Annotated in this window: 21 protein-coding genes; 17 read left to right on the forward strand and 4 right to left on the reverse strand. The window is 66.2% G+C overall.

Features of this window, described 5'->3' with window-relative positions:
• Window positions 1–85: 85 nt before the first annotated feature.
• The 5 genes from FA702_RS20690 to FA702_RS23475 all read left to right on the forward strand — a co-directional run bounded on the left by FA702_RS20690 (window position 86) and on the right by FA702_RS23475 (window position 6,121).
• Window positions 86–646: a nuclear transport factor 2 family protein gene (locus FA702_RS20690; protein WP_136957956.1), complete on the forward strand. Its 561-nt coding sequence runs from the start codon at window positions 86–88 to the stop codon at window positions 644–646.
• Window positions 647–737: 91 nt separating this feature from the next.
• Window positions 738–1,694, forward strand: coding sequence for a GAF domain-containing protein (locus FA702_RS20695; RefSeq protein WP_136957957.1), 957 nt, complete (start codon window positions 738–740; stop codon window positions 1,692–1,694).
• 163 nt (window positions 1,695–1,857) lie between these two features.
• Window positions 1,858–3,384 (forward strand): aldehyde dehydrogenase, encoded by a 1,527-nt coding sequence (gene adh, locus FA702_RS20700; RefSeq protein WP_136957958.1) that lies wholly within the window; start codon window positions 1,858–1,860, stop codon window positions 3,382–3,384.
• A 67-nt stretch (window positions 3,385–3,451) separates the two neighbouring features.
• Window positions 3,452–4,483 carry an alcohol dehydrogenase AdhP gene (adhP, locus tag FA702_RS20705; RefSeq protein ID WP_136957959.1) on the forward strand — a complete coding sequence of 344 codons (1,032 nt, stop codon included), beginning with the start codon at window positions 3,452–3,454 and terminating at the stop codon, window positions 4,481–4,483.
• A gap of 492 nt (window positions 4,484–4,975) precedes the next feature.
• The gene (locus FA702_RS23475) at window positions 4,976–6,121 is read left to right on the forward strand and encodes a TonB-dependent receptor (RefSeq protein ID WP_210417669.1); all 1,146 of its coding nucleotides are present in this window, start codon (window positions 4,976–4,978) and stop codon (window positions 6,119–6,121) included.
• Between the two features lie 100 nt (window positions 6,122–6,221).
• On the opposite strand, the gene FA702_RS20715 is transcribed toward FA702_RS23475, so the two are convergent.
• Entirely contained in the window at window positions 6,222–7,310 is a 1,089-nt protein-coding gene (locus tag FA702_RS20715) for an IS5 family transposase (protein ID WP_136957250.1), read from the reverse strand.
• 27 nt (window positions 7,311–7,337) lie between these two features.
• On the opposite strand from FA702_RS20715, the gene FA702_RS20720 reads away from it, so the two are divergent.
• The 3 genes from FA702_RS20720 (at window position 7,338) to FA702_RS20730 (ending at window position 11,279) form a co-directional block, all read left to right on the forward strand.
• Window positions 7,338–8,768 (forward strand): TonB-dependent receptor domain-containing protein, encoded by a 1,431-nt coding sequence (locus tag FA702_RS20720; RefSeq protein WP_168196172.1) that lies wholly within the window; start codon window positions 7,338–7,340, stop codon window positions 8,766–8,768.
• Between the two features lie 67 nt (window positions 8,769–8,835).
• Window positions 8,836–10,080 carry a parallel beta-helix domain-containing protein gene (locus tag FA702_RS20725; protein ID WP_255504867.1) on the forward strand — a complete coding sequence of 415 codons (1,245 nt, stop codon included), beginning with the start codon at window positions 8,836–8,838 and terminating at the stop codon, window positions 10,078–10,080.
• 11 nt (window positions 10,081–10,091) lie between these two features.
• Window positions 10,092–11,279 (forward strand): SO2930 family diheme c-type cytochrome, encoded by a 1,188-nt coding sequence (locus tag FA702_RS20730; protein WP_168196173.1) that lies wholly within the window; start codon window positions 10,092–10,094, stop codon window positions 11,277–11,279.
• Between the two features lie 141 nt (window positions 11,280–11,420).
• Here the strand turns inward: FA702_RS20730 and FA702_RS20735 are convergent, their stop codons facing one another.
• Entirely contained in the window at window positions 11,421–13,745 is a 2,325-nt protein-coding gene (locus tag FA702_RS20735) for a TonB-dependent receptor (RefSeq protein WP_136957963.1), read from the reverse strand.
• Between the two features lie 277 nt (window positions 13,746–14,022).
• The gene (locus FA702_RS20740; RefSeq protein ID WP_136957964.1) at window positions 14,023–15,576 is read right to left on the reverse strand and encodes an aldehyde dehydrogenase family protein; all 1,554 of its coding nucleotides are present in this window, start codon (window positions 15,574–15,576) and stop codon (window positions 14,023–14,025) included.
• Between the two features lie 274 nt (window positions 15,577–15,850).
• Between FA702_RS20740 and FA702_RS20745 the strand changes: the two genes are divergently transcribed.
• From FA702_RS20745 to arsC, 4 genes are all read left to right on the forward strand, one after another.
• Window positions 15,851–16,837: an AraC family transcriptional regulator gene (locus FA702_RS20745; protein ID WP_136957965.1), complete on the forward strand. Its 987-nt coding sequence runs from the start codon at window positions 15,851–15,853 to the stop codon at window positions 16,835–16,837.
• Between the two features lie 93 nt (window positions 16,838–16,930).
• Window positions 16,931–17,308, forward strand: coding sequence for a helix-turn-helix transcriptional regulator (locus FA702_RS20750; RefSeq protein WP_136958118.1), 378 nt, complete (start codon window positions 16,931–16,933; stop codon window positions 17,306–17,308).
• Window positions 17,305–18,378, forward strand: coding sequence for an ACR3 family arsenite efflux transporter (arsB, locus tag FA702_RS20755; protein WP_136957966.1), 1,074 nt, complete (start codon window positions 17,305–17,307; stop codon window positions 18,376–18,378). Before FA702_RS20750 ends, arsB begins: the two co-directional genes overlap by 4 nt.
• Window positions 18,379–18,394: 16 nt before the next feature.
• Entirely contained in the window at window positions 18,395–18,823 is a 429-nt protein-coding gene (gene arsC / locus FA702_RS20760; RefSeq protein WP_136957967.1) for an arsenate reductase (glutaredoxin), read from the forward strand.
• A gap of 28 nt (window positions 18,824–18,851) precedes the next feature.
• On the opposite strand, the gene FA702_RS20765 is transcribed toward arsC, so the two are convergent.
• A complete protein-coding gene (locus tag FA702_RS20765) occupies window positions 18,852–20,954 on the reverse strand; it encodes a PQQ-dependent dehydrogenase, methanol/ethanol family (protein ID WP_136957968.1) in 2,103 nt (700 codons plus the stop codon).
• Window positions 20,955–21,288: 334 nt separating this feature from the next.
• On the opposite strand from FA702_RS20765, the gene FA702_RS20770 reads away from it, so the two are divergent.
• From FA702_RS20770 to FA702_RS20790, 5 genes are all read left to right on the forward strand, one after another.
• Window positions 21,289–23,658 (forward strand): TonB-dependent receptor, encoded by a 2,370-nt coding sequence (locus FA702_RS20770; RefSeq protein ID WP_136957969.1) that lies wholly within the window; start codon window positions 21,289–21,291, stop codon window positions 23,656–23,658.
• A gap of 64 nt (window positions 23,659–23,722) precedes the next feature.
• Entirely contained in the window at window positions 23,723–24,925 is a 1,203-nt protein-coding gene (locus FA702_RS20775; RefSeq protein WP_136957970.1) for an amine dehydrogenase large subunit, read from the forward strand.
• Window positions 24,922–25,464: a MauE/DoxX family redox-associated membrane protein gene (locus tag FA702_RS20780; protein WP_136957971.1), complete on the forward strand. Its 543-nt coding sequence runs from the start codon at window positions 24,922–24,924 to the stop codon at window positions 25,462–25,464. Before FA702_RS20775 ends, FA702_RS20780 begins: the two co-directional genes overlap by 4 nt.
• Window positions 25,461–26,090, forward strand: coding sequence for a methylamine dehydrogenase accessory protein MauD (gene mauD / locus FA702_RS20785; RefSeq protein WP_136957972.1), 630 nt, complete (start codon window positions 25,461–25,463; stop codon window positions 26,088–26,090). Before FA702_RS20780 ends, mauD begins: the two co-directional genes overlap by 4 nt.
• Window positions 26,087–26,608, forward strand: a complete 522-nt coding sequence (locus FA702_RS20790; RefSeq protein WP_125953695.1) for a methylamine dehydrogenase light chain — start codon at window positions 26,087–26,089, stop codon at window positions 26,606–26,608. The genes mauD and FA702_RS20790 overlap by 4 nt, the downstream gene beginning before the upstream one ends.
• The last annotated feature ends 4 nt before the right edge of the window (window positions 26,609–26,612 follow it).

Here is a 26,612-nt window from a genome sequence, read left to right on the forward strand (position 1 = left end):
GCCAGCGGCTTGTCGCGGGCCATGACGCGGCCGGTGTTAGCGCGTAAGGACGGCGGCATTGTCGATTGATGCGAGGATGAAGGGCATGGAAGACGTCAGGGCAGCCATTGCGGCGCTGCAGCAGCAGGTCGCGTTCCTGCAGGCGGAAGCGGAGGCGCGCCGGCTGATCGCGCGTTACATGTTCCTCTGCGACAGCCCTCTGCCCGAAGCCGGAATGCCGGCGGACGCCCGCGCCGACGCGATCGGCGCGCTGTTCACCGATGATGCCATCTGGCAGGGCGTGGGCGGGGCGCACGGCGCGCAGTTCGGCCAGCATCGCGGCCCGGCCGAGATCGCCGCGCACATGCGCAAGTTCTACGCCGCCGAAAACCCGAAGCAGATCTTCAACACGCATTACCTGACCGCCGAGCAGCTGCGCGCCACCAGCGCGGAAACCGCCGAGGGCGAATGGGTGCAGTTCCAGCCCTGGATCTATGACGACGGATCGTCGCTGATCCGGTCGAGCCGCCTGCACGTGAAGTTCCGCAAGACCGCCGCCGGCTGGCGCATCGCCAACTACCGCACCGAGAACCTGTTCATCGGCAAGCTGCCCGACAACTGGGCGCAGACCCTGATCCAGACCTCGGTGCTGATGACGGGGGTTTGATCCGCGCTTGCCGCACGCGCTTTACCGGGGGCAGAACTCCCTGTAGCATCGGGCCACAAGACAGTGACCTTCTTGGCCTGACGCGCGGAGGATGCCCGTGGTGGTCGCTCGACACAGCGACACGGTTCTGGACGTGGTGCGGTCCCCCAGCGCGGCGGCTTCGTCGGCGATCGCCGCGTCGTGGTGCCGCTCGGTGCTGTTCCACGGGCTCGATCCGGACCAGCGCGCGGCGCGCGAGCGAGTCGATGGTGCGTCCCTGTCGGCCTTGCGGGCCGAGCATGAGGTCATGCTCACCGTGGCGGGACCAGTGCTCGACGGGATGTTCCGCTCGGTCGGGCGCTCCGGCTGCGCGGTGATCCTCAGCGATGCGCGCGGTGTGGTGCTGGAGCGCCGGACGAACGATGCGGACGCCGATGCCTTCACCGCCGCGGGCCTTGTTCTGGGCGCGCGCTGGGGCGAGGCGGAGGAAGGCACCAACGGCATCGGCACCTGCCTGTACGAAGACCAGCCCGTGATCGTTCACCGCGATCAGCACTTCGCCGGGCGCAATGTCGATATCAGCTGCATGGATGCGCCGGTGCACGATCCGCACGGCCGGCTGGCGGGGGCTCTCGACGTATCGAGCTGCCGCGACGATCACGGGCCGGCCATGGCGGAAATGATCGCCGCGCTGGTGCGCGATGCCGCGCGCAAGATCGAGCGGGACTATTTCTGCCGGCACTTCGATGGCCACCGCATCGTGTTCCTGTCCGATGACGCCACCACCGGCACCGCGCTGCTGGCGGTCGATCGCGATGATCTGGTGATCGGTGCGAGCCGGGCGGCGCGGTTGCGTCTGGGGTTGAACGACGCGACCCTGGCCACGCCGCGCGCGCTTGGCCAGCTGCTCGGCGAAGGGGCGGGGCCATCGTTCGAGGATGCCGATCGCGCGGTCCTGCGGCAGGCGCTGGCGCAGGCCGGCGGCAACGCCAGCCAGGCGGCCCGCCTGCTCGGCATCGGCCGGGCCACGCTCTATCGCCGCATGGCCCGGGCCGGCCTGACCCCCTGAAAGCCTCGGCCTGAACGATTTAGGCCCGCGCCTGTCTCGCTGGCGAGACACATGGGCATGGCCTTGTCCCGGCCCCCTCTTCCCCCCGTTCCGATCGCGTTCCTAGGATGCGGGACAGACGCCGAAAGACGGCGCCGGTTCAGCCAGGAAGAGGATCAGGTTTATGGATTCCGTCGTTCAGGATCGCCCGGTTGCGACGCTGCAACCGCCCTTCGCGGCCCGTTATGACAATTTCATCGGCGGCGCGTGGGTCGCGCCCCGGGACGGGCGCTATTTCCAGAACGTGTCGCCCATCACCGGCAAGGTCGTCGGCGAGATTGCCCGTTCGCAAGCGGAGGATATCGAGGCAGCGCTGGATGCCGCGCACAAGGCCAAGGACGCCTGGGGGCGTACCTCGGTGGCCGAACGCGCCGCGATCCTGCTGCGCATCGCCGATCGCATGGAGCAGAACCTCGAAAAGCTGGCGACGGCCGAAACGTGGGACAACGGCAAGCCGATCCGCGAGACGATGGCCGCGGACGTGCCGCTGGCGATCGACCATTTCCGCTATTTCGCCGGCGTCGTCCGCGCGCAGGAAGGCTCGATCGGCGAGATCGACCACGATACGGTCGCCTATCATTTCCACGAACCGCTGGGCGTGGTGGGGCAGATCATCCCGTGGAACTTCCCGCTGCTGATGGCGGCGTGGAAGATGGCGCCGGCGCTGGCGGCGGGCAATTGCATCGTGCTCAAGCCCGCTGAACAGACTCCGGCCTCGATCATGGTGTGGATCGATCTGGTCGGCGATCTGCTGCCGCCGGGTGTGCTCAACATCGTCAACGGCTTCGGGCTGGAAGCGGGCAAGCCGCTCGCCTCCTCGTCGCGCGTCGCCAAGATCGCCTTCACCGGCGAAACCTCGACCGGCCGGCTCATCATGCAGTACGCCAGCCAGAACCTGATCCCGGTAACGCTGGAACTGGGCGGCAAATCGCCCAACATCTTCTTCGAGGACGTGACGCGCGAGGATGACGATTTCCTCGACAAGGCGATCGAGGGCTTCGTGATGTTCGCGCTCAACCAGGGCGAGGTCTGCACCTGCCCCAGCCGCGCGCTGATCCACGAAAGCATCTATGATCGCTTCATGGAAAAGGCGCTGGCCCGCGTCGCCGCGATCCGGCAGGGCAGCCCGCTCGACAGCGCCACGATGATCGGCGCGCAGGCCTCGGCGGAGCAGCGCGACAAGATCCTCTCCTATGTCGGCATCGGACGGCAGGAAGGCGCGGACCTGCTGATCGGTGGCGGCGCGGCCGATCTCGGCGGGGAGCTTTCGGGCGGGTACTATGTCCAGCCCACGGTGTTCCGCGGCCACAACAAGATGCGCATCTTCCAGGAGGAAATCTTCGGCCCGGTCCTGTCGGTGACGACCTTCCGCGACGCCGACGAGGCGCTCGCCATCGCCAACGACACGCTCTATGGCCTTGGCGCAGGGGTGTGGAGCCGTGATGCCAACACCTGCTATCGCTTCGGCCGGGCGATCCAGGCCGGGCGGGTGTGGACCAACTGCTACCACGCCTATCCCGCCCACGCGGCGTTCGGCGGCTACAAGCAGTCGGGCATCGGCCGCGAAACGCACCGCATGATGCTCGATCACTACCAGCAGACCAAGAACATGCTGGTCAGCTACAGCGCGAAGAAGCTCGGCTTCTTTTGACCCTGCGCAAGGCCCGGCCGGTGTGGCCGGGCCATTTGTTTTCCCCGGGAATCCAAGGAGAAGAACCATGGCCAAGACCATGAAGGCCGCCGTCGTGCGCGCATTCGGCAAGCCGCTGACGATCGATGAAGTGCCCGTGCCGCAGGTTGGCCCTGGCCAGATCCAGGTCGCGATCCAGGCATCGGGCGTATGCCACACCGACCTCCACGCCGCCGAGGGCGACTGGCCGGTCAAACCCAACCCGCCGTTCATTCCGGGGCACGAGGGCGTCGGCTATGTCAGCCAGGTGGGCGCGGGCGTGAAGAACGTGAAGGAAGGCGATCGCGTCGGCGTGCCGTGGCTCTACAGCGCCTGCGGCCATTGCGTGCATTGCCTGGGTGGCTGGGAAACGCTGTGCGAGACGCAGCTCAACACCGGCTATTCGGTCAACGGCGGGTTCGCGGACTACGTCATCGCCGATCCGAACTACGTCGGCCACTTGCCCGCCAACATCAGCTTCACCGAGATCGCGCCCGTGCTCTGCGCCGGCGTCACGGTGTACAAGGGGCTGAAGATGACCGACACCAAGCCCGGCGATTACGTCGCGATCAGCGGCATCGGCGGGCTGGGCCACATGGCCGTGCAATATGCCGTTGCCATGGGCCTGAACGTGGCCGCGATCGATATCGACGATGCCAAGCTGGACCTCGCGCGCCGGCTGGGCGCGACGATCACCGTCAACGCCCGCCACGACGATCCCGCCACGGTCATCAAGCGCGAGACCGGTGGCGGCGTGAACGGCGTGCTGGTCACGGCGGTCAGCCCCAAGGCGTTCGAGCAGGCGATCGGCGTCACCGCGCGTGGCGGCACCGTCGCGCTCAACGGGCTGCCGCCGGGCGATTTCCCGCTCAACATCTTCGGGCTGGTGCTGAACGGCATCACCGTGCGCGGCTCGATCGTCGGCACGCGGCTCGACCTGCAGGAATCGATCGATTTCGCCGCGCATGGAAAAGTCCGCGCCACGGTGGAGACCGCCAAGTTGGAGGACATCAACGCCGTGTTCGACCGGATGCACAAGGGCCAGATCGAAGGCCGCGTGGTGCTGGACCTGACGGTGTAGGATACCGGCTCCAACCCCTCCCGCCAGCGGGAGGGGAGTTAGACTTGCGCCGCCGCAGGCGGCGTTAGTCGCAACGGGGTGGGCTTCCACCGCCGAGACTATACCCGCAAGAAAAAACGCGCCCCCTGCACAAGGCAGGAGGCGCAGTTCAGATGGCAAGCCATCCTCGGGTCGCGGCTTTTCTTTGCCATGCCGGCGATGACAGCGCCGTGACTTCGGACACAGATTCACATTTTTTCGCTTCCGCGGTCCACGAAACGTCCTGTCGCCGTTATAGGCCCGGCGTGGCGTGATGTTCCGTCTTCGCCCCGCAAATCCGCGATCATAATCCGGCTGCTCGGATCTGGCCCTATTTCGCGCCGTGCTCCCCAACATATCCGGTTGAATTCATTGGTTGTCCTCGGAAATGCTTAGAGGGCAATGTTCTTGACATGGCGCGTGCCAATTGCGTAGCAAACAAACATAACAATGCAGAAATATTGGGGGGTACAGGTGACCGGAATTCCGCGACGCATCGGGGGCAGGCCCGCGTTCCATCACGCTTCCGCGCTGGCTATCAGCCTGAGCCTGGCTTTCGCCGCATCATCGGCCCATGCCGAAGCGGCGCCACCCGCCGCCGGGGAAACGGCGACCCAGGGGCTCGATGAAATCGTCGTGACCGCGCAGAAGCGCGAGGAGCGGTTGCAGGACGTGCCGGTCAGCGTGGTCGCGGTCAGCTCGGCCAAGATCAATGAACTGCACGCGATCAGCTTGGGTTCGCTGGCCGCCTTCACGCCGGGCCTGGTGGTGGACGACAGCTCGGTCACGCAGCCGCGCTTCACCATTCGCGGCGTGGCGACCGACGATTTCGGCATCGGCACCGAACCGGCCGTCGCGGTCTTCGTCGACGGCATCTACACCGCGCGCACCGGCTCGGCGCTGATCTTCTTCAACGATATCGAGCGCGTGGAAGTGCTGAAGGGGCCACAGGGCACGATCTTCGGCCGCAACACGTCGGCCGGCGCGATCTCGATCGTCACCAAGAAGCCGGAAGACCGCTTCACCACCACCGCCAACTTCGATTTCGGCAATTACGGTTCGAAGCGTATCGAGGCGATGGTCAACGTGCCTCTGACGCACAACCTGCAGGTGCGCGGCGATGTGCTGATCAACCGGCGCGATGGCTGGCTGCACGATGCCGTCACCGGCAAGGGCCGGGGCTTCATCCACACCACTTCGGGCCGCATTTCCGCGCGCTGGACGCCCGACAGCGCCACCGACATCGTGTTCGCGTGGGACCATGACGAGACGCGCAACGATGGCCCCGTGGCGATCGGCATCAGCCAGGCGGCGCTGTCGCGCGATCCGTTCGGACCGTTCACCAACGACGTGGTCGGCGGCGCGCGCGAAACGCGCCTGCTCAACGGCTATGCGCTGACCATCAACCGCGACATCACCGACGGGCTGAAGCTGACCAGCATCAGTTCGTACCGCCGCTTCTCGACCTCGAACCGCGAGGACGAGGACGGCACCAACGATCCCACGCGCTATCTCGACACCGACAATATCGAAAGCAACAAGAGCTTCTATCAGGAGCTGCGCCTTTCGCACGATGGCGAAAAGCTGGACACCTCGAAGAACCGTCTGATTTTGGCGTAATTGCGATGTGATGGCACAGGAGCGGGTGGCGAGCTCCAGGCTTGGGTTGCTGATCTGCTTATTTTCTTGGCGGAGCCGGCTGCGTGGGCCGGTTTTTGGGTCACGCGGGCGCAGTACGCCCCTCAAGCCATGCGAGGCGCTGGAAGTTATAGGCAAGGTTGGCCATGCCGATCTTGATGCGGGCGCGGGCAATGCCGATGGTGCGCACGATCAGGCCCATGCGGTGCTTTTGCCCGGCAAAGACGTGTTCGACTGCCGAGCGGATGGCCGATCGCTTCGCATTGGCTCTGGCGACACGCTCGGGCATGGCACGGCGGTTCGGTTTGCGCTGGTGGATGTGGCTCTTGAACATGCCCCTCTCGAGAAAGGTTTCGTTTTTCTTCGACCGGTAGGCGGTATCAGCCCAGACGCCCGAACCGGTGTTGTTCGTGCTGATCAGGTCAGGCAACCGGGCGCCGTCATGGGCATTGGCGGCACTGGCATCCCAGGTCCGGATCAACCCGTGAGCCCGGTCGATGCCGATGTGGTTCTTGTAGCCGAACATCGGGATGGCGAGATCGACCGGCTTGAAGGCCTTGGGATCGGCACCCTCCTTCACCTTGGCCTTGGTGTACTTCACGCTCCAGCGGGCATCGCGATCCTTCTGACGGAGCCGGGCTGGCTTTGCCTTCCATGCCTCCGGGATCCGGCCGTCCTTGATCGCTGCCTTCTCCTCGTCGGTGTTCCGCTGCTTGGGGGCAGGCACAACGGTAGCATCGATGATCTGGCCGCCCATGGCGAGATAGCCCCGGTCGGTCAGTGCGGCATCGAAGCGGGCGAAGAGCTTGTCGATTGCCTTGGCTTGCACCAAGCGCTCGCGGAACAGCCACACCGTCGTTGCATCCGGCACCGTGCCATCGAGCCCAAGGCCCAGGAAGCGCTGGAACGACAAGCGATCCTTGATCTGGAATTCCGTCGCTTCGTCCGAAAGCGAATAGAGCGCCTGCAGCACCAGAATTTTGAACATCATCACCGGGTCAAACGGCGGCCGCCCGCCTTTGCCACGAACACTGCGGCGCAGAGCGGCGATCAATGGCCCCCGGAAAACCTCAAAGTCGACCACCCCGGACAGACGCTCCAACGGATCACCCGCTGCGCTCAAGGCCTCGTACCGGTTCGAAAGATCAAAGAAACCGGGCTGTCCCGCCATCATCGCCTCCGCTCATCCGCAAGGGCAGTGAATCAGGTCAGGCCGACAAGCGCCAGAGTTTTTCGAACCCTCCAGCTGCACTGGCTGCTGGGCGGCAGCTATTTCAACGAAGTCGGCCACCAGACCAGCGCGGTGACGGCGCTGGTCGATTCGATCGATTTCGCGCTCTCCAGCGGCGGGCTGCCCCTGTTCAGCGCGTTTGCCGGCGCCGGCCTGCCGGTGTTCGGCAACACCTGGCGCGAGGACATGACCAACACCGCGCGCAACAAGTCGTTCGCGGCGTTCGGCGACGTGACCTGGGACGTGACCGACAAGTGGAGCCTGCGCTTCGGCCTGCGCTATACCAACGATCGCAAGACCTTCACCTGGTTCGCGCCCAGCGTGCAGTCGCCGGGCTTGTCGGCGATCCAGTTGCCGGGCGCGGTGTTCAACGCGGGCTTCGACCAGCTCGGCCTGCCGCCGCTGTTCGATCCGGCGACCACCTATTCGGTGCTGCAGGTCTATCAGACGCTCGCCGCTCAGCCGTTCCTGGCCGGCGCGCCGATCTACCCGACGGGCAACCTGATCTTCAACCAAGGCGCGCTGCAAAACGTGCCGTTCACCCGCAAGGCCAGCTTCAACGACGTCTCGCCGCGCTTCGTGGTCAGCTACAAGTTCACCCCCGATGTCATGGCCTATGTCTCCGCCTCGCGCGGGTACAAGGCCGGCGGCTTCAACTCGCAGGCGATCAACAGCTATTTCCGTCCGGAAACGGTGTGGAACTTCGAAGCCGGCGTGAAGTCGGAATTCTTCGACCGGCGGCTGCGCTTCAACCTGACCGGCTATTATTTCCGCTACAATGATCGCCAGTCGATCTCGCTGGTGCAGAACGGCAGCACCATCCCGCAATACGTCACCACCACCGGCAGTTCGAAGGCCTATGGCTTCGATCTCGATACGGCGCTGAAGATCAACGACTACCTCAGCCTGACCGGCACCCTGTCGTGGATCGATTCCACCTGGGCGAGCCGCATCGAGCAGGTGCAGACCTTCAGCGGGCCGATCAATCTCAACCTCAACGGGCAGCCCACCGGCGAGCCGCGCCTCAGCAGCACGTTCGGCGCGCACGCGACCGTACCGGTCAGCTTCGGCAAGCTCTTCGCCGATTTCAACTGGAGCCACCGCTCGCGCGCCCGCACCAACGCGCGCACGCCTTATGACGACGCGCTCGATACGGTGCTGGGCGGGGTCGACTGGACGAAGCTGGGCACGCTGCGGTCCTCGCGCGATCTGGTCAACGCCCGCATCGGCGGCAAGAGCGCCAACGAACGCGTGACCGTGGCCTTCTGGGTCGAGAACCTGTTCAACAAGCAGTACATGAACGGCATCAACAACATCACCACCACCACGTTCGGCACGCCCTACACGCGGATTTCGCCGCCGCGCTTCTTCGGCGGCAGCGTGACGCTCAAGTATTGATGAATCGGCGGCCGGCAAAAGCGTCGCCGGCCGCGCACACGGGATCGCACCAAGCGAGGAGAGAACGATGAAGGCAGGATTTGTGCGCGGCCGCACGGCGCTGCTGGGCAGTGCGCTGATGGTGGCGGGTCTGGGCTCGCTGGGGTTGGCCGGGCCGGCCTGGGCGGCGGGTCCGCAGGCCGATGCCGATGGCTTCGTCACCGATCGCGCCTTCGAAAAGCATCTCCAGGAGCAGTTGCTTGATGCCAAGGCCGGGGACGTGATCACCATTCCCGCCGGCAAGTACCGCCTGTCGCGCGGCCTGGGGCTGACCGCCTCGGGCGTGACGATCAAGGGCGCGGGCAAGGACCAGACCGTGCTGTCCTTCGCCGGCATGGTCGCCGGCCCCGTCGGCCTGCTGGTCACCGGCAACAACTTCGTCGTCAGCGATCTGACCGTGCAGGACACCAAGGGCGACGGGATCAAGATCAACGGCACCAAGGGCGTCACCTTCCGCAACGTGCGCGTGCGCTGGACCGATCCCGACAACAGCACGCACGGCGCCTATGGCATCTATCCGGTGGGTTGCACCGACGTGCTGATCGAGGACAGCGAAGTGTTCGGCTCGTCCGACGCCGGCATCTATGTCGGGCAGTCGGACAACATCATCGTGCGCCGCAACCGGGCAGAGCTGAACGTCGCCGGGATCGAGATCGAGAACTCGACGCACGCCGACGTTTACGAGAACGTCGCCACCCGCAACACCGGTGGCATCCTCGTGTTCAACATGCCCAACCTGCCCAAGCCGGGCCACAGCACGCGCATTCACAACAACGTGTCGGAAGCGAACAACACCCCGAACTTCGCGGCCAAGGGCACCGCCGTCAGCATCGTGCCCAAGGGCACCGGCATGATCGTGCTGGCCAACGACGATGTCGAGATCTTCGACAACGACATCCGCAACAACGATACCATGGGCATCGCCATCGCCAGCGATTTCTCGACCGACTACAAGATCGAGGCCGGCGCGCCCGGCGAGCACGATCCCTATCCGGACCGGGTGCTGATCGCTGGCAACCGTATCTCGGGTGGCGGCAACGCGCCCGATGCGGAGCGCTTCCCGGCCGCCCCGGTGATCCGCGCGGCGGGCCAGAGCACCAACGTGGTGTGGGACGGCTATACCCGTGCCCCCGCGGACGACAACGGCATCTGCCTCGCGTCCGGGCCGGACAAGCTGATCCGGCTCGATCCGAAGAGCCCCGGCAAGTTCGCGGTGATCGACGGCAAGAGCTGCGACGGCTTCAAGCGCCAGCCGCCTGTCGTCATCCGCTAAGGAATCGTCCGGTGTCCAAGTTCCTGCGGTTCGCGTTGTGGTCGCTGGTCGCTTCCGTTCTCGGCTTCGCGGTGCTGACGCACCATTCCAGCGCGGCGGGATCGCGGGAGGATTTCCCCGCGAAGCTCTCGCAATGGAAGCTGATCCAGCGCGCAGGCGACCGGCTGGCCGCCGCGCCGTCCGGCGTGACCTACGAACTCGCCACGCCGCTGTTCACCGACTACGCGCTGAAATGGCGCGTGCTGTTCATTCCGAACGGGCAGAAGGCCGCGTACAATCCCGATCGCGCGTTCGACCTGCCTGTGGGCACCGTCATCGCCAAGACGTTCTACTATCCCGTCGCGCCCGTCGATCACACCGGCGAGAGCGCGGACGTGCTCAAGGCGCGCCCCAGCGACTATCAGGATGGTGTGGGCGGCTTGCGGCTTGCGCATGTGCGCCTGATGGAAACGCGCTTGCTGGTTCATCGCGCGGGCGGCTGGGTGGCGCTGCCCTATGTGTGGGACGAGGACCAGCGCGATGCCACGCTGGAGCGCGTGGGCGATGCGATCCCGCTGACGATGGTGGACGGCACGGAGCGCAAGGACTTCGTCTATGTCGTGCCCAACGCCAACGATTGCGCGAATTGCCACGCGCCGAATTTCACGACCGGCGAGATCAATCATATCGAGCCGATCGGAATCAAGGCGCGGCACCTGAACCGCGATTTTCCGGGCAAGTTCGGCACGATCAACCAGCTTACGCGGCTGCAACGGCTGGGCTATCTGAGCGGTGCGCCGGCGGTGGCGTCCGCGCCGCGCAACGTCGATTGGCATGACGAGCGCCTGCCCGTCGATGCGCGCGCGCGCAGCTATCTCGACATCAATTGCAGCCATTGCCATTCGCCCGTCGGCGCCGCGCGCACAACCGGCCTGTGGTTCGATCAGGGCCATGAACACGGCGCCGACTGGGCCAGCCCGCGCCGGATCGGGGTGTGCAAGCAGATCGTGGCCGGCGGGCACGGCGGCGGCGGCCTGCCGTTCGACGTGGCGCCGGGCGAGCCGGAAAAGTCGATCCTGCTCTATCGCCTGCGCTCGAACGTGCCGGGCACGATGATGCCGGAAATCGGCCGCAGCCTCGTTCATGCCGAGGGAATCGCGCTGGTGCGCAGCTGGATCGAGCGGATGGAAGGCCAGTGCCGGCTGGCGTCCGAGCAATAGAGCCTTCCCACCCCCGGCCCCTCCCGCAGCGCTACGGTTGCTGCAAAAAAGCCCCGCCTCCATAAGGAGGCGGGGCAAGGGTGGCGCGGCGATCGGTGGAGAAGCGCGCTAGCCCGCGCCTTCTCCACGTCCACTCGAAGATCAGAACTTGCGCCGCACCTCGATCTGCCATTCGCGGCCCCGGTTATAGACGCCTTCGACGAAGCCCGAAGCGCCCACGTCGGCATAGCCGGCAACGAGGAAGCGCTTGTTGAAGATGTTCTTCGCGCCCACGCTGACGGTCCAGTTTTCCGCCGCGTCGGTATAGCTCACGGTGCCGTTCCACAGGCCATAGCCCGGCTGGTGCAGCAGTGGGGTGTTGAGCGCATCGAGGAACACGTCGCTGCGATAGGCCCAGTCCACGCGCGGCGAGAACTTTCCGATCGCGGTTTCGGCGGTGTAGGCGAGGCCCACCGAAGCCGTCCATTTCGGCGCGTTGACGAACTTGCTGTTGACGTTGACGAGGCCGGTGCCGACCGGGATGTCACCCGCCACCGTGTGGAGGATGATGCCGCCGCTGGCCGCCAGATATTTCGCGTCTAGATAGCCCACCGAGGCGTTGAACGCCCAGCCGCTGCCGATCCGCGTGTTCAATTCGCCTTCGAACCCGCGGATGCGGGCCTTGGCGGCGTTCATCGTGAACGGGTTGGGCAGGCCGGGCGAGAGGACGTTGAGCTGGATGTCCTTGTAGTCGGTCTGGAACGCGGCAAGGTTCAGCCGCACGCGCCGGTCGAACAGTTCGCTCTTGATGCCGGCCTCGTAGACCTTGACGTATTCCGGCGAGAACGAGGGGGGCGAGATGAACGGCGGGCCGGCCAGGCGCTGGGTGAAGCCGCCCGACTTGAAGCCGTCGGAATAGTTGAAATAGGCCATGATATCGCGCGTGAACTTGTACGAGATATTGGCGAGGAAGTTGGTTTCGTTGACTTTCAGCTTGCCCGTTGCCCCCGGCAGCACTTGCGGGGTGCCCGCCGGCAGGATCTGCGTGGGGCTGGCGACGAAGTCGGTCAGATAGACCTGGTTGGGCAGGAACAGCTTGTCTTCGTCGGTATGGCGGATGCCGCCGGTGATAGACAGGGCTTGCGTGATGTTCAGCGTCGCCTGTCCATAGAAGGCCAGGCTGCGGTTGCGGATCGCGCCCCCGCTCAGCAGACTGCCGATCGAGAAGTCCACGGTGTTGGCATCGGTGCCGCTTTCGCGGAAGTAATAGACGCCCGCTGCCCAGTTGAGCAGCTTGGACGAGCCGGTGACCTGGAGTTCCTGCGAGAACTGGCGCTGCGAATAATCGTTGAACGTATCGTCGATCAGCACCGGGCTGTGATCGTGATCGGCGCCGAAGATCGAATCCAGCTTGCGCCACGCGGTGATCGACTTGACCGCGATCTCGCTGCCCAGGATCGGCTCCGGCGCTTTCCAGTTGGCGGTCACGTTCACGCCCAGCACGTCGATGTTGGAAACGACGCGGCCGGTGCCGTAATCCTTGCCGGCCGGCGCGATCCATTGCGAGCCATAGCACTGGGCGGCCGTGGGCGTGGTGGCGCAGACCGCGCCGTTTAGCGCCAGGTTGTTGTACTGCGCGAAAGGCGCATCGGCATAGGCCGCGATCAGCTGCAGCGGCGCGCCGTGCTCGCGCTCGCGCATCCGCTCGATCGAGGCGTCGATGGTCAGCGTGTCCGTCGGCAGCAGGCGGACATCGCCGCGAATGGCGAACTTGTTGTCGTTGCCCAGATCGACGCCGTCGCTCGTGCGCGTGACATAGCCATCGCGGTTGCGCGAAAACACGGTGAGCTTGGTCAGGATGCGGTCGGTGATCGGCGCGTCGAGCGTCGCCTTGAACTGGAGCAGGTGATCCGATCCGCCGGTGACGGAAGCGGTGCCGCCCAGTTCCGTGCCGGGCTTCTTGGTGGTGATGTTGATCGCGCCGCCGATGGTGTTGCGGCCGAACAGCGTGCCTTGCGGCCCGCGCAGCACTTCCAGGTTTTCGAGGTCCACCAGTTGCAGCGCCGATCCGACCGAACGCGCGATGTATACGCCGTCGACATAGATGCCCACGCCCGGTTCGGTGTTCTGGTTGAAGTCCGTCTGACCGATGCCGCGGATGAAGAACGAGGCCGCCGCGCTGCTGCCGCCGACCGGCGCCGTTTCGCTGACGACCAGGTTGGGCACCACCCGGTCCAGCCCGGTTACCGAGCTGACCTGCCGTTGTTCCAGCGCGTTGCCGGAGAAGGCGGAAATCGCGATCGGCGTTTCCTGGAGCGATTCCTTGCGCTTGCGCGCGGTGACGGTGATTTCCTCAAGGCCGGTGCTGGCCGAGGCGCCGGGCGTGGTTTCTTCGGCATGGGCGATGCCGCCGCAGGAAAGCGCGGTTGCGGCCAGCAGTCCGGCCGTGAGCATGCGGCCGATGTATCGGTGATTTCCCCGTGTCATTGTGATCCCTCATTGGAAAGTTGCGTGGCAGGGCCTGCGAACTTCTGCGTCCGGTTCTGCGCCGGCCGTCATTGCGGGGAACTTCCGGATTTCGCCGGGCAGCGGCAATTCGCAATCCGCAGCCAATGTGCGCGTTCGGCAAGGCGGTACTGCGTTTGCGAATAAGGATTCGGCAAAACAGGGAGAGTGTTGGCTCGCACGCTTCGCATACGCAAAAGCCGCCGCGTGAGGGCGCGGCGGCTTCTCCAGGGGGCGGAGCGTCAAAGGGGGGAGGCGCCTAGAGCAGGGTGACCGTCACCGACTTCGCCTCGGTGTAGAGTTCGAGCGGCGCGTGCGCGAGTTCGCGGCCATAGCCGGACATCCGGTGGCCGCCGAACGGCACCGCCGGATCGAGCAGGTTGTGCGCGTTGACCCAGACATTGCCCGCCTTCAGCCCCAGCGCGAAGCGGTTGGCCGCGCCCAGGTTCTGCGTCCACACGCTGGCGCCCAGGCCGAAGCGGGTGTCGTTGGCCAGCGCCAGCGCTTCCTCTTCGCTGTCGAACGGCATGGCCACCAGCACCGGGCCGAACACTTCCTCGCGGCACAGCGTCATCTCGGGCGTACCGTCGGCAAAGACGGTGGGGCGATAGAAGAAGCCGGGGCCGGCGGGAGCCTCGCCGCCCGCCACCAGCCGCGCGCCCTGCGCCAGCGCGCCTTGCACGAAGCCGTCCACGCGCGCGCGCTGCTTGGCCGAAACCAGCGGCCCCATCTGGCTGGCGGGATCGAGCCCCGCGCCCAGCACCATGCCGTTGGCAACCGCCGCCAGACCGTCGATCACCTCGGCATAGATGCTACGGTGGACCAGCAGTCGCGAACCGGCGGTGCAGACCTGCCCGTGGTTGAAGAAGATCGCGCCGGCCGCGCCTTCCACGGCCATCGGCACCGGGCAATCGCCCAGCACCACCACCGGGCTCTTGCCGCCGAGTTCCAGGCTCAGGCGCTTCATCGTGGCGGTAGCGCGGCGCTGGATGTCCTGCCCGACTTCGGTCGATCCGGTGAAGGCGATCTTGTCGACCTGTGGATGTTCGACCAGCGCGATGCCCGCCGCCGCGCCGCCCGTCACGATGTTGACCACGCCGGCCGGGAACCCGGCTTCGGCGATCAGAGCGCCCAGATGGAGCGCGGACAGCGGCGTGTCCTCGGCCGGCTTGAGGATCACGGTGCAGCCCGCCGCCAGCGCCGGCGCGATCTTCCAGATCGCCATGACCAGCGGGAAGTTCCACGGGATGATCTGCCCCACCACGCCCACCGGCTGGCGGATGGTGTGCGAGGTGAAGCTGAGGCCCGGCACGTAATGGAACGAGGGCGCGATGGTGGTGCCTTCGATCTTGGTTGCCCAGCCGGCCATGTAGCGCAGCGAATCCATGGCAAGCACCAGATCGCCATGGCGCGCCATGGGCAGGATCTTGCCGTTGTCCAGCACTTCCAGTTCGGCCAGCAGATCCGCGTCGCGCTCAATCAGGTCGGCCAGGCGCAGCAGCAGGCGTTCGCGCTCCACCGGCCGCAGCGCGCGCCAGGGGCCGGTGTCGAACGCGGAGCGCGCGGCGGCCACCGCGCGGTCGATGTCGGCCGCGCCGCCTTCCGCCACTTCGGCGATGGGCGCGCCGGTCGCCGGATCGATCACGGTGCGCCGGTCGCCGCTGACGGCTGGCACTTGTGCGCCATCGATCCACAGGTCGTGGCGCTGCGCCAGGAAGGCCTGCGTCGCGGCGCTGGCAGCCTGCGCGCCGGACCCGACGGTGGCGGAAGGGCTCGCCCCGGCGGTGATCGCGATGTCCAGCGTTTCGCTCATTTCAGGGTCGCCTTTTCGTGGATGGTGCTGTCGGACCGCGATCGTAGGAGGCGCGTTCGCGCCCGCGCTATCCACTTTGCGCAGGCCGCGTGCCGATCCGGCAAAAGGAAGGTGCACGCCTCTTGACAGGAGACGCTGCTTTCAGTGTCCTGCATCGGATGAGGACTCGGCTACGCGGTTCTCATGATCGGCACCCGATCAGGCCGCGTGAGCCGGGTAACAGTGCAAGCGAGAACACACGGCGGGCAAACCGTCGCGCTCAGGGAGCCGCCACATGCTAGCCGTCCTTGCCCAGTCGAATGTCGCCGGTGTTCAGTCCTTCCATTCGGATCGGGCGGAGGTGGTCCACGAACACCTGTCGAAGCGCCTTTCGCGCCACCGCTTCGATTGCGGCCGGGCGGAGCCGATCGACGCGCGCATCTACAGCATGGAACTCGGCGCGATCCAGTTCGTCGATCTCCAGTACGGCACGGAGGTCGATGTCGAGGCGCAGCTGGAGGACGATCACTTCCTGGTCCATCTCGCGCTCGATGGCGAAACCGTGATGTGGGCCGATGGCAACCGCTATCAATTGCGGCCCGACGAGCTGATGGTGTCCTCACCCGGCACGCCGCTCAAGGTGCACATGACGGGCAATTGCCGCCATCTGGCGGTGCGGATGCCCGCGTCGATCTGCACCGATTATCTCGGCCAGCAACTCCACATCCCGGTCCAGCGCCGGCTGGAATTCTATCCGGGGCGCGAAGGCACGCGCGAACTGCCGCTGGTGTGGCGCGGGATGCTGACCCACATCTGCGGGCAGTTGCAGCTCTGCCCGATCACGATGAGCAACAAGCGGCTGCAACGCCAGTACGGTATGCTGCTCGCCGAAGTGCTGCTCGGCAATTACTGCAACAGCTATTCCGAACAGATCGCACTCCACGGCAACGACATCTCGCCCCGCCACGTCCGCCGCGCGCGCGAGATCATCCACGATTCGGTGGAAGAGACGATTTCGATCGCGGCGCTGGCGGCGCAGGTGGGCGTCTCCGTGCGCTCGCTGCAAAGCGGCTTCCGCCACTTCCTGGGCGTGACGCCGCTGGAATACGTCCGCCGGCATCGGCTGGAGAAGCTGCACAGCGCGCTGATGGAAAGCGATGGCGCCGCCAGCGTGACCGAGTTGATGCTTGAATGCGGCATCGTCAATTTCGGCCGCTATGCGCAGTATTATCGCCAGCAGTACGGCTGCCTTCCCTCGGAAACCCTGCGCAAGCGGGGATAGGCGCGCCCCGTCACGGTCCTGATGGCCTGACCGTTGCCCGCGCAGGGCGGTCTCTTGCTTGACGTGCCATATTATCTCGATAATATTGGAAATATGGAATCATCATTAGCGGCGGAACAGGTTGTCCGCGCCCTTGGCGCGCTCGCCCAGGAACATCGTCTGGCCACCTATCGCCTGCTGGTTCAGGCGGGGGAGGACGGCCTGCCCGCCGGCGAGCTTGCCGGCCGTCTGGCGGTGCCGGCGTCTTCGTTGAGCTTTCATCTGGCCCAGTTGTCCAATGCCGGTCTGGTGAAGCAGCGCCGGCAGGGCCGGTCCATCATCTACTCGGCCAACTACCCCGCCATGAACGGACTCATGGCCTATCTTACCGAAAACTGCTGCGGCGGGGTTCCCTGCGGCGCGAACCTGTCCTGCGCTCCGGCCGCGGACGAAGACACCGCGGCGGCAAGCCAGAGGATGGTTGCACGATGACCCGGCAGGTGGTGGCGCATCCGCGTCTGTCGTTTCTCGATCGCTATCTGACCGTCTGGATCTTCGCGGCGATGGCCGTGGGGATTGCTCTCGGCACGCTGGCGCCATCGGTTCCGCGCGCACTGGGGGCGATGTCGGTCGGCTCGACCAGCATTCCCATCGCCGTGGGCCTGATCCTCATGATGTTCCCGCCGCTGGCCAAGGTGCGGTACGAGGAACTCGGCAAGGTCTTTCGCGACGGCAGGATCCTGGCGCTGTCCTTCGTGCTGTGCTGGGTCATCGCGCCCGCCTTCATGTTCGCGCTCGCCGCGCTGTTCCTGCCGGACAGGCCCGAATACCTCACCGGCCTCGTCCTGATCGGCATCGCTCCGTGCATCGCCATGGTGCTGGTGTGGAACCAGCTGGCCGAAGGCAGCGCGGAGTATGTGACTGGCCTCGTCGCGTTCAATTCGCTGTTCCAGATCGTGTTCTACGTCCCCTACGCCTGGTTCTACCTCGGCTTTCTGCCGCCACTGTTCGGCATGGAGGCGCGCATGGTCGACGTGGATTTCGCAACGATCGCCAAGGCTGTCGTGACCTATCTCGGCGTGCCATTCCTCGGCGGCTATCTCGTCCGGCGCGTCCTGATCGGCATGCGCGGGGCGGCCTGGTACGAAGGCGCGTTTCTGCCAGCGATCAGCCCGGTCACGCTGGTGGCGCTGCTTTTCACCATCGTGTGCATGTTCAGCCTGAAAGGCGGCGAGATCATCGCGCTGCCGCTCGATGCCGTCCGCGTGGCGATCCCGCTGGTGATCTTCTTCGTGGCGATGTTCGTGCTGGCCTTCGTGCTGGGCCGGGCCAGCGGCGCGGATTACGCGCGCACGGCGTCGCTGTCGTTTACGGCCGCTTCGAACAATTTCGAGCTGGCGATCGCCGTCGCCATCGCCGCCTTCGGCCTTGCCTCGCCGGTGGCGTTTGCCGCCGTCATCGGGCCGCTCGTCGAAGTGCCGGTGCTGATCGCCCTCGTCAATCTTGCGCTGTGGTTCCGCCGCAACTGGTTTGGCGGCGGGGAAAGCCCGGCGATCGCCTGAACGCCAAGGAACGACCATGACCACCGACATCGTGATCTATCACAACCCCGATTGCGGCACTTCGCGCAACGCGCTGGCGATGATCCGGAATGCCGGCATCGAGCCGCATGTTGTCGAGTACCTGAAGACTCCGCCGGCGCGCGCGCTCCTTGAAAGCCTGATCGCCCGCGCGGGAATGACCCCGCGCGCCCTGCTGCGCGAGAAGGGCACGCCCTACGCCGAACTGGGCCTGGCCGACGAAAGCCTGAGCGATGCCGCCTTGATCGATGCGATGATGGCGCATCCGATTCTCATCAACCGCCCGCTGGTGGTCTCACCGCTCGGCGTCCGCCTGTGCCGCCCGTCCGAGGAAGTCCTCGATCTCCTCCCTCGGCGTCAGCAGGCGGCGTTCTCCAAGGAAGACGGAGAAGCGGTCGTGGATGCCGACGGAAACCGTATCGCCTGAACCGGCGGCAAGCCGCGCCGCCGCTTGCTCACGGCGCGTCGGGATCGGCCTTCAGGTCCAGCGCGCGCTTCACCACATAGGCGCGGATCGCTTCGGCTTGCGCGGCGGTCAGGTCCTTGGCGAAGTTGGGCATCCCCTGCGGTTCGCCCACGCCTTGCAGCACGAAGGCGGCGAACATCTGCGGATCGGTGATCGCCTGCGAATAGCGCAGGTTGGGCACGCCGCCGTGGTTCACCGCCGTATCCCCGTGGCACATCCAGCAGCGCACGTGGAACAGCGTGCGGCCCTCGTCCACCTGCCGGGGATCGCCGGCGCTGGCGGGCAGCGGCGGCAGCACCTTCGGATCGACCGGCGGCAGCGCATAGGGCGCCTTGCCATCCAGCCGGAAGGTGACGATGCGATTCACGCGCGGGCCGACCGCGTCCTTCAGCGCCTCGCCCATGTTGAGCGGCAGGATGCCGCCCCAGCCCACCGCGACCGAGACGTATTGCACGCCCCTGATGCGGTAAGTGACGGGCGCGGCGACGATGCCGCTGCCCAGGTTCACGGACCACAGCTTGCGACCGCTGTCGGCGGCATAGGCGGCGAATTCGCCCGTGCCGTTGCCCTGGAAAACTAGCCCGCCGGCCGTCGAAAGCACGCCGCCGTTCCACGGCAGCGGCATCGGCACGGACCACACGCGCCGCCCGGCGACCGGGTCCCACGCCACCAGCGCGCCCTTCATCATCGCGCGGATCTGCGCGCGCACCTTGGGGTCTTCGGGCATCGACGAGGCGGCCGGGTCCTGCCCGGTGTTCCACCCGCGCGGGTCGTAGGCAAAGCTGCCGGGCTTGGCCGACACATAGCCATAGGGCATTTCGGCGGTGGGCAGGAACACCAGCCGGCGCGAAGGGTCATAGCTCATCGGTTGCCAGCTGTGCCCGCCGGCAGGCGAGGGCAGGCCCAGCCACGGTGCGCCGCTTTCGGCATAGCGCGCGGCCGGCACGATGTCGGGCCGGCCGGTCTGCGGGTCCAGCCCCTTCGACCAGTTGAGCGGCACATAGGGCGTGCCCGAGATGAACTGGCCGGTCGCGCGGTCCAGCACATAGAAATAGCCGTTCTTCGGCGCCTGCATCAGCACCTTGCGCGTCCGCCCGCCGATCTGGAGATCGGCCAGGATCATGTGCTGCGTGGCGGTGTAGTCCCATTCGTCGCCCGGCACTTCCTGGAAATGCCAGACGTATTCGCCCGTCTCCGGCCGGATCGCCACGATCGAGGAGACGAACAGGTTGTCGCCCTTGCCGGCGCTGCGCACGGTGCGGTCCCACGGCCCGCCGTTGCCCACGCCGATGTAGAGCAGGTCGAGTTCGGGATCGTAGGCCATCGAATCCCACGCGGTGCCGCCGCCGCCCACCTTCCACCATTCGCCCGCCCAGGTGCCGGCGGCCATTGCCATGGCCTTGTTCTCGAAGCCCTTCGCCGGATCGCCGGGCACGGTATAGAAGCGCCAGGCCTGCTTGCCGGTGGCCACGTCATAGGCGGTGACATAGCCGCGCACGCCGTATTCCGCGCCGCCGTTGCCGATGATGACGCGGTTCTTCACGATGCGCGGCGCGCCGGTGATCGTGTAGTTCTGGTCGCGGTCCGTGGTCTGAACCGACCAGACCTCGTGCCCCGTCTTCGCGTCGAGCGCGATCAGCCGCCCGTCGAACGCGCCCAGGAACACCTTGCCGTCAGCATAGGCGACGCCCCGGTTTACCACGTCGCAGCAACCGCGCCGGGCATCGGCCCCATCGACTTGCGGATCGTAGCGCCACAACACGCGGCCGGTGCGCGCATCCAGCGCCATGACCACGCTCCACGGACCGCTGACGTACATCACGCCATCCACCACGATCGGCGTCGCTTCCACCCCGCGCAGCGATCGCGCGTCGAAATCGGCGCTCCACGCCACGCCCAGCCGGGCGACGTTGGCGGCGTCGATGGCGGCCAGCGGGCTGAACCGCGTTTCGCCGGGATCGAGGCCGTGCATGGCCCAGTCCGTATCTGCGCTGGCGGTCTCGGTGCTGGCGCGGACTGGCGCCGGCTTCGGCGCGGCAAGGGCCGTGGCGCTGACGCAGATCGCGGTCAGCAGGATCGCTTTGGTCTTCATCCGGGTTCCGCCATATGGGAGGGGTACGGGGTCGGTCACGGCCACGCCCGCTGTCGCTGAGGGCCGAAGGGCACCCGATTTGGGGGAGCGGCGCTATCCGGAACGCGAACGGCGCTGTACGCAAAGCGCGTCATTTCGGTCACAGGTTGCAACCGATTTCGCGAACCCCGCTTGCGGGTTCCGCAGAGCTTGGCCGCTTTGCGTTCCGGCAATCCGAAATGCGCGGCGGATGTACGTTTTCGGCATTTCTATACTGTTGAAATACCACGGCCCCTCGGCGAGCATCCGGTCAACAAAAGCACCAGTTGGTGCCGGCGATCAGGGAGCATCCGGCATGACCTTCGGGAAAACCAAAGCGGCGTCGAGCATACTGGCCATGGCGGTCGCGATCGCCGGGATGGCCGGCGCGGCGCACGCGCAGGAAGCACAAACCGCCACGCAGGATGCGACGAGCGGCTTCGGCGACATCGTGGTGACCGCCACCAAGCGGTCCGAGAACGTCGCCAAGGTGCCGATCTCGATCACCGCGTTCTCGGGCGATCAGCTGAAGGCGCTGGGCGTGACCGACACCACCCAGATCACCCAGCACGTACCCGGGCTTCAGCTCAACGCCTGGTCGCCCAACGTCACCATCTTCAACTTGCGCGGCATTTCGCAGAACAATTTCACCGACTATCTGGAAAGCCCGGTCGCGGTCTATGTCGACGATGCCTACATGGGCTCGATCAACGGCATTTCCGGCCAGCTGTTCGATGTGCAGCGCGTGGAAGTGCTGCGCGGGCCGCAGGGCACGCTGTTCGGCCGCAACGCCACCGGCGGCCTGATCCAGTACGTCAGCAACGACGCCAGCCGGGCGGACTTCAACGGCTATGCCTCGGGTACCTACGAACGCTTCAACCGGCGCACGCTGGAAGGCGCGGTGGGCGGCAGCATCACCTCCGGCCTGCGCTTCCGCGTGGCCGGCCGCGTCGCCAAGGCGGATGGCTACATCAAGCCGGCGGCGGCGCTGCCGGGCGTGTTCGAAAGCGACGGGCAGGCGCTGGGCGGGGAGAACGGCTGGGCCGTGCGCGGCACGGTGCAGGCGGACCTTGGCCCGAACGGCAAGCTGGACCTGTGGTACAAGCATTCGCAGGACGATCACGTCGCCACCGGCGGCTATGTCTTCGACAACTGCAACCTGCAGGACAACGGCTATTGCACCACCGACACCGCCGGCCTCTCGAACGGCACCGGCGGGGTCATCAACGGCATCACCGGCGAGAAGGCCAGCCCCTACCAGAACTTCTCCAACGTCCCCGGTTTCCTCGATCGCAAGATCGATGTCTATCAGGGCAAGCTGGCCTATGATCTGGGCGGCATCAAGCTGACCAGCATCACCAATTATACCAAGCTCACCAAGTCTTATCTCGAGGATGGCGACGCCACGCCGCTCGACCTCATCCGCTACGAAACGCAGGCGCGCTACAGCCAGTTCAGCGAAGAACTGCGCCTGTCGGGCGATCTGCCGCGCTTCCGCTGGCAGGCGGGGTTCTACTACCTCGACATGAAGATCAACGGCCATACCGTGACCACCGGCAACCCGGCGCTGGGCGCGGCGGTGGCCGTGGGGCTGGGCGGCAGCAACCCCTCGATCGACGAGACCTATCGCCTGACCTCGAAGAACTGGTCGCTGTTCGCGCAGACCGAATACGACCTGACCGATGCGCTGACGCTGATAACCGGCCTGCGCTATTCCAAGGACACCAAGGGCGTCACCTACCATTCGCTCGTCAGTTCGGACGGCAGCACGGTGGAACTGGCCTCGAACCAGAGCTTCGATGCGGTGATCCCCGGCGTCGATCGCATTTCCAAGGGCGATTGGGCGGCGCGCGCCACGCTGAACTACAAGGCGGCGGCGAACACGCTGTTGTTCGCATCGTGGAACCGGGGCATCAAGGGCGGCAACTTCACGCTCAGCCCCGCGATCGATGCCTCGACCTTCCAGCACAAGGCGGAAACGCTCAACGCGTTCGAGGGCGGCATCAAGTGGTCCAACGACAGCAAGACCATCCGCGCCAACGCCACCGTGTTCCATTACAGTTACAAGAACTATCAGGCCTTCGCCCTGATCGCCAACGTGCCGCAGGTCCGCAACAGCGATGCCACCGCCACCGGCGCGGAGTTCGAGGCGTGGATCAGGCCGGTCCCGCACTTCAACGTGAACCTTGGCGCGACGTGGGAAACCAGCAAGGTCAAGTCGGTGGCGACGGCGGGGTCGGAATACCTATCGGTGCTGGTCCCCGGCGCCAGCGTGCCGCAATATTGCGTCGATCAGGGCACCGGCAACTATTTCTGCACCTTCCCGGCGGCCACGGTCACCAACGCCAAGCTGCCCAACGCGCCGCGCTTCAGCGTGAACTACCTGTTCCGCTACGACATCGACACCGCACTGGGCAATGTCGCCGCGCAGTTCGACGGCGCGTGGTATGATGACCAGTACCTCGAAGTGACCAACGGCGCGTCCTCGTTCCAGAAGGCCTACAACGTCTCGAACGCCTCGCTGACCTGGACCAGCGCGGACGACCGTTTCAGCATCGAGGTGTTCGGCCGCAATGTCTTCAACAAGGCCTATCGCCAGTATACGCTGAACCTCGGTCCGCTCGGCACCACCGCGATGTACGCCAAGCCCGCCACCTATGGCGTCAGCGCGAGCGTGAAGTGGTGATCGTGGTGCGGCCCATGGCCATAGGAAATCGGGCGCGGGGCCGGCTTTCGTTGCGGAGTTTTCGATGAAGAAGCTGCTTGCCCTCTCGCTCATCGCGCTTGGCGCTGCGCAGGCGATGGCCGCGCCGCCGAAGCCCGTGGCCCAGAAATCCATGGCCCAGAAGCCCGCGCCGCTGAAGCCCGAGGAACTGACCACGGTCGAGCTGAAGGAACAGATGCCGCCGCACTGGGTGCTGGTGAACGACATCAGCTTCCTGCACATCGCCGATGGCCGCGCCTATCTGATCGATGCGGACAGTGGCCATTTCCTCGGCACGATTCCGGGTGGCATGTCGCACACGGGCGTCGCCGTCTCGCCCGATGGGCGCACGGCGATGGTGCCGGGCACGTACTATTCGCGCGGCAGCCGGGGCACGCGCACCGATGTCGTAACGTTCTTCAAGATCAGCGACCTGATGCCGGGCGACGAGGTGCAGATCCCGGCCAAGCGCATCCAGTCGCTGCCGCTGCCCTCCACCATGCCGCTGACCGACGACGGTCGGTTCCTGCTGGTGTACAACTTCACGCCCGAACAGTCGGTCAGCGTGGTCGATGCGCAGGCGCGCAAGCTGGTGGGCGAATTTCCGACGCCCGGCTGCGGGTTGATGCACATGACCGGGCCGCGCGGTTTCCTGATGCAATGCGCCGATGGATCGTTGCAGGCCGCCGCGCTCGATGCGGATGGCGCGGTTCATCTGGGCGCGACGACCAAGCCGCTGTTCACCGCCGACGATCCCGCCAGCGACAAGCCGGTGCGGATCGGTCCGTCCACCTGGCTGTTCACCACCTTTGCCGGCGATGTCGCGGTGATCGACGGGGCCGGCGGGCAGATCGCGGTCAAGGCGCGCTGGAAGCTGGCGGGGGCGGACGAATCCGCGTGGCGGCCGGGCGGCTTGCAGCCGCTGGCCTATCACGCGCCCAGCGGGCGGCTGTTCGTGCTGATGCACAAGGGCGGCGCGGGAACGCACAAATATCCCGGCGAGGAAATCTGGGTCTATGACGTCGCCTCGGCCAAGCGCACCGCCCGCATCGCGCTCGATCAGCCGGCCAGCGCGGTGGCCGTCAGCGGCGACGATGCGCCGCTGCTCTACACCACGCTGTTCGGCAGCGGCACGCTGACGGTGCGCGATCCGGGCACCGGCGCGGTCCTGCGCAAGGTGGAAGGGCTGGGGGCCGACCTCACGCTGATCCAGCCCGCGCCGGTCGCGGCCACGGCGGGCGCGCGATGATCGATCCCGTTCTCGCGCTGCTGCCCGCGATCGGCGCGGGATGCCTGTTCCTGTCGGCGGGCGTGCACAAAATGCGCGATTTTACGCGTTTCGTGCCTACTCTCGCCGCCTATCGCCTTCTGCCGGCAGGGTGGGAGCCCGTGGGTGCGCCGGCGGTGATCGCGGCCGAAATCACGGCCGGCGCGGCGGCGCTGGCCAGCCCCCTGTGGCCTGCTCTCGGCCGCGCCGGCGTGCTCGGTTGCGCGCTGCTATTGGGGGCTTATGCGGCCGCTATCGCCATCAATCTTCTGCGTGGGAACACGCGGATCGACTGCGGCTGTCTCGGCTTCGGCGCGCGCGTGCCCGAACTGCGCTGGGGCTTGGTGGGCCGCAACGCGCTGCTGCTTCTGGCGGTTTTGCTGGCTCTACTGCCCGTTTCCCCCCGCCCGCTGGTGTGGCTCGATGCCGTCACCCTGCTCGGCGGCCTCGCGCTGATGGCGCTGATTCATGCCGGCGCCGACATGGCGCTGCACCTTCCCCGCAAGGAGATCCGCTCGTGACCAATGCCGTGATTGCCGCGCTGATCGCGCTGTGGGTTCTGGTGCTCGTGCTGGCGCTGGTCGTCGTCGCGCTGCTGCGGCAGGTGGGGATGCTGCACGAACGGCTCGGCCCGGTCGGCGCGCTGATGCTGCCGGGTGGCCCGGAAGTGGGGCAGGAGACGCCGGCGTTCGAACTGGAAGCCATCGACGGCCGCGCCGTCCGCATCGGCGGGACGGCGGACGGGCGATCGACCCTGCTGTTCTTCCTTTCGCCGACCTGCCCGGTGTGCAAGTCGTTGATCCCCGTGGTCAAATCGATCGCGCGCGAACAGGGGGACGCGTTGCAGGTGGTGCTGGCCAGCGATGGCGATGCGCAAGCGCAATACGAAATGGTGGTGCGCGAACGGCTGGAGGCGTTCCCGCTGGTGCTGTCGACGCCGCTCGGCATCGCTTTCCAGGTGTCGAAGCTGCCCCACGCCGTGCTGATCGACGCCAACAATCAGATCGTGGCCAAGGGCCTCATCAATAACCGCGAACATCTTGAAAGCCTGTTCGAAGCGAGCCGGATCGGCGTTGCCTCGCTGCAGGATTTCCAGCGCGCCCGCGCGGCGGGGCTGCTGGGGCAGAACCAGGGAAGCAAAGCATGAGAAGACTGGACCGCGCCGCCGAATACCTGGCCCGCAGCGCCGCGCGCGGCACATCGCGCCGGGGCTTCATCGGGCGGCTGGGCGCTTTCCTGACCGTATCGGGCGCCGCCACGCTGCTGCCGGTGGCGCGCGCGCGGGCGGAACGCGCGCCCAATCCCGTGCAGGTGCAGGAACAGGGCGATCCGATGTCTTGCGAATACTGGCGCTATTGCGCGGTGGACGGCTTCCTCTGTTCGTGCTGCGGCGGTTCGGCATCGTCGTGCCCGCCGGGAACCGAGCCTTCGCCGATCACCTGGGTCGGCACCTGCCGCAACCCGGTGGACGGGCGCAACTACATCATCAGCTACAACGATTGCTGCGGCAAGGCGGCGTGCGGGCGGTGCAATTGCAGCCGCGACGAAGGCGCGACGCCAACCTACCAGCCGACCACGTCGAACGATCTCGACTGGTGTCTCGGCACGCAGGCGGGGGTCGCCTACCACTGCTCCACGTCGGTCGTGCTCGGACCGGCGGACTGACGGC

This window comes from Novosphingobium sp. EMRT-2, assembly GCF_005145025.1.
Classification (GTDB): domain Bacteria; phylum Pseudomonadota; class Alphaproteobacteria; order Sphingomonadales; family Sphingomonadaceae; genus Novosphingobium.